Origin of the sequence: Moorena sp. SIO4A5 (assembly GCF_010672005.1) — a bacterium.
In the GTDB taxonomy this organism is placed as follows: domain Bacteria; phylum Cyanobacteriota; class Cyanobacteriia; order Cyanobacteriales; family Coleofasciculaceae; genus Moorena.
This window is the reverse complement of the sequence record NZ_JAAHHZ010000529.1, coordinates 1-3,348: the sequence shown is the minus strand read 5'-3', so window position 1 is coordinate 3,348 and position 3,348 is coordinate 1. Positions and strand designations below refer to the sequence as shown.

Annotated in this window: 2 protein-coding genes; one reads left to right on the top strand and one right to left on the bottom strand. The window is 45.9% G+C overall.

Features of this window, described 5'->3' with window-relative positions; all coding sequences use genetic code 11:
- Positions 1-611: 611 nt before the first annotated feature.
- Positions 612-1,457 (top strand): SDR family oxidoreductase, encoded by an 846-nt coding sequence (locus F6K57_RS40420; RefSeq protein ID WP_293074551.1) that lies wholly within the window; start codon positions 612-614, stop codon positions 1,455-1,457.
- Positions 1,458-1,575: 118 nt separating this feature from the next.
- Here the strand turns inward: F6K57_RS40420 and dacB are convergent, their stop codons facing one another.
- Positions 1,576-2,514 (bottom strand): D-alanyl-D-alanine carboxypeptidase/D-alanyl-D-alanine-endopeptidase, encoded by a 939-nt coding sequence (gene dacB, locus F6K57_RS40415; protein WP_293074549.1) that lies wholly within the window; start codon positions 2,512-2,514, stop codon positions 1,576-1,578.
- Positions 2,515-3,348 lie beyond the last annotated feature (834 nt).

Below are 3,348 nucleotides of genomic sequence, written 5' to 3'. Positions count from 1 at the left end.
CCGTCTCGCCAAGATAGCCCATGAGGCTGAATACCTACCCTTTTAGGGAGCAACTATCCTGGTTACTTCGTTCCGTATGACCATTGACTGACCGGGTTGGGTACTGGCTATACACCGGAAGATGCCCATTTCTGGGGAAGGATGTCGAAGATGATAAGGAAAAATCCATTTCCTTATCATCTTCGAGTCGATAAAGGACTTAAGTCATTGTGTCCTAAATCTTGAATTGACGATGCGTCAATCACCAGTTCGTTGTCTTACCCTTTCGGTCTCCCTAGCGGCATGGGTCTTAAATGACTTCGACTTGCCTCCGCGTTTATTCCTTGCACTCGACTCTTTGATGTTCATTCTCGGAGCCTAGGAATATGGAGTAACCTGACATCAAGGCTGTAGGAGTTTAACCTACATGAATCATACAGTTAAAGGGTTTTACCCCTTCGGGCAGTCCCCCGGTTTTATCCGGTTTATGCCCAACGAATCGCACCTACTCCTATTCATTACTTGACTGACCCAACGCCCCCGATTCCCGATTCCCGATTCCCGATTCCCGACTCCCGACTCCCGACTCCCTGTTCCCTGTTCCCGATTCCCTGTTCCCTATAGATTCAACCATGACCTTCAATCAACAGCACGCCATTATCACAGGGGGCTCCAGTGGGATTGGCAAAGCCACTGCCAAATTATTAGCCCAGAAGGGAGCTAATCTGACTTTGATTGCTAGGGATACAGCTAAGCTAGAGCAGGCTAAAGTCGAGATTGAAGCCATGGGAACCCATCCGCAACCAAAAATTCTCACTATTTCTGCTGATGTTTCCCAGCAGATACAGGTAGAAGCAGCTATTGAGCAAGCAATTAACCAAATCGGTCCTGCTGACCTATTAATCACTAGCGCTGGTATTGCTCATCCCGGTTACTTCCAAGAGCTGCCCATAGAGGTATTTGAACAAACCATGGCAGTTAACTATTTTGGTTCCCTCTATGCTATTAAAGCAGTACTACCCACCATGGTAAACCAACAAAAGGGTCATATTGTACTGCTATCTTCCGGTGCTGGACTGATTGGTATTTATGGCTATACCCCTTACAGTCCCAGTAAATTTGCCCTGCGGGGTTTAGCGGAATCCTTGCGCGGTGAGTTAAAGCCCCAAGGTATTCATGTTTCTATTGTCTATCCTCCCGATACCGATACCCCACAACTGGAAGCCGAAAATAAAACCAAGCCCCTGGAAACTAAGATGATTACTGGCAGTGCCCAGATGTGGAGTGCAACTGCCGTAGCTGATCAGATTGTACGAGGTATTGAGAAAAAGCAGTTTGGGATCATGCCAGGATTCGAGATGACATTACTAGGCCGGTTCCATAGTTTGCTCGCTCCGGTATTGAATTGGTATTTTGATCGGATTGTTACAGGGAATCGGGAATCGGGAATCGGGAATCGGGAATCGGGGGAAGACTAGTTTGAAGGATTAGACAGTCGGGAGTCGGGAGTCGGGAGTCGGATAATTACCCTTGATAAAAATCTCCCCATCTCCCCATCTCCCCATCTCCCCATCTCCCCATCTCCCCACACAATCTCTATGAATTACAAGGCATCAGCTGAGTTAAGCGCAGAACAATCTGATCAATTCCCTTTTCTAAGACTTTTCCTGACTGGGATGGTTGATTAACCATGATGCTAAACACGATAGTGCCGTAATCGGGATGTTCGAGATATCCAGACAGAGCTTTAACTCCTCTGAGGGTGCCGGTTTTGGCTTGAACTTTGGTTTGTGTAGAGGGATGACGCAACCGATTTTTGAGAGTACCGCTCACTCCCGCCACCGGTAAAGAGGCTAGGAAAACTTGGTTATTATTGGCATCACTCATCCCTTTGAGAGTGGTTATAAATGCCTCCGGAGTCGCTAAATTTTTCCGGGATAAGCCAGACCCATCTACCAGTCGATAACTATTAGGGTCAACTCCCAATTCTGCCAAAGCATCCTGCACTGCTTCCGACCCGCCAATATAGCGCAATAACGTATCAGCATAACTATTGTGGCTTTTTAGATTCGTTATCTTCACCCATTCTTTCATTGACTTAGATCGAATAGGAGTATTGGGATGAACCTTGTTTAATGCTGCCGCTGTAGTTAATAGTTTGATGTTAGAAGCAGGGATCAAGTATTGATTAGCATTGTGGCTGTAGAAAACCTTCTCTTCCGATAATGATTCAACCACAATCCCCCATTTCCCTCTCGCCAAGGAAGGATGATCGATAATCGAGTCAATCACTGGTGGCAGAAACTCCGGACAAATGCCATTCTTGTTCGTTTCCGGAGGGGGAACAGGGATTTTAATGGAATCGGTCGGAGCTGTCTCTGGAGGAAGCACAGAAATTTCTAGAGATTTTCCCTCTTGCCTTAAGTCCGCAACTGTTCTAGCGTTAGCTTTTCTAGAGGTAATAGGAGATACCGTAGTTAGCACAGCTACAGTTAGCATTCCTAAGGATTTCAACCAATGATTCAATTGGGTCATAGTGAGGCAGTCGTGTTGCTACAGTTCAACAGGCACTAACAAATTAAAAAAAGTCTTGGTAGTGTAGGATTTTATTCCAAACTACATCCTACATGATTTTTGAAAACACCGATATTTTTTTCCTTTTTTAATTAAAAATAAGCATCCCAAAACTCAACACATTATCATAATCCATAGAAAAACTATAACTAGTGTTTCAATATTCCTGAATTTTATTCAAAAACAGATTAAATTTCGATGAATATTAGATGAATTTATCCATTTTTTTTTTAAGATTCCTCTTGGGTTTGAGTCCCTTGGGTTTAAGTTTAAAGTTGAACGGGCACGCGTGGCCCAAAGGCCAAGGCCAAGGTTAAAGGTTTAAGGTTATTTGGTTTTTCCCATAGCATGGCCTTTTGGCCAAGGTTACAGGTTTAAGGTTCTTAGCCATTAACCTTCGAGTCAGGTAGGCTTAAGGGAGGCTTTGTGTTAGTCCACCCATAAGCACTTCAATTCTTGATGCAAAGCGCGAGTGGGGGAAACCACGGCAGTCGCTCATGGGGGGAACCCCCACATGAAGGCGCTGCCTTCCCAAGACCGCGCTGCATCGCTTTGTAATAGGGGAAATATTACATCAAATCTGGCTAGGTTTCAGCAGTTTGCGTTCGCGTAGCGTGGCCAAAAGGCCAATCGCGTAGCGTGGCCTAAGCGATCGCATTATTGAGGATTAGATACCCCAGGGTCAAAAAGTAGTGGCGTGGCAAGCTTAATTTGATGCATTAGAAACAGATGGGGGAGTGTGGGGAGTGTGGGGCGGGGGCGCGGGGAGTGTGGGGCGGGGGCGCGGGGAGTGTG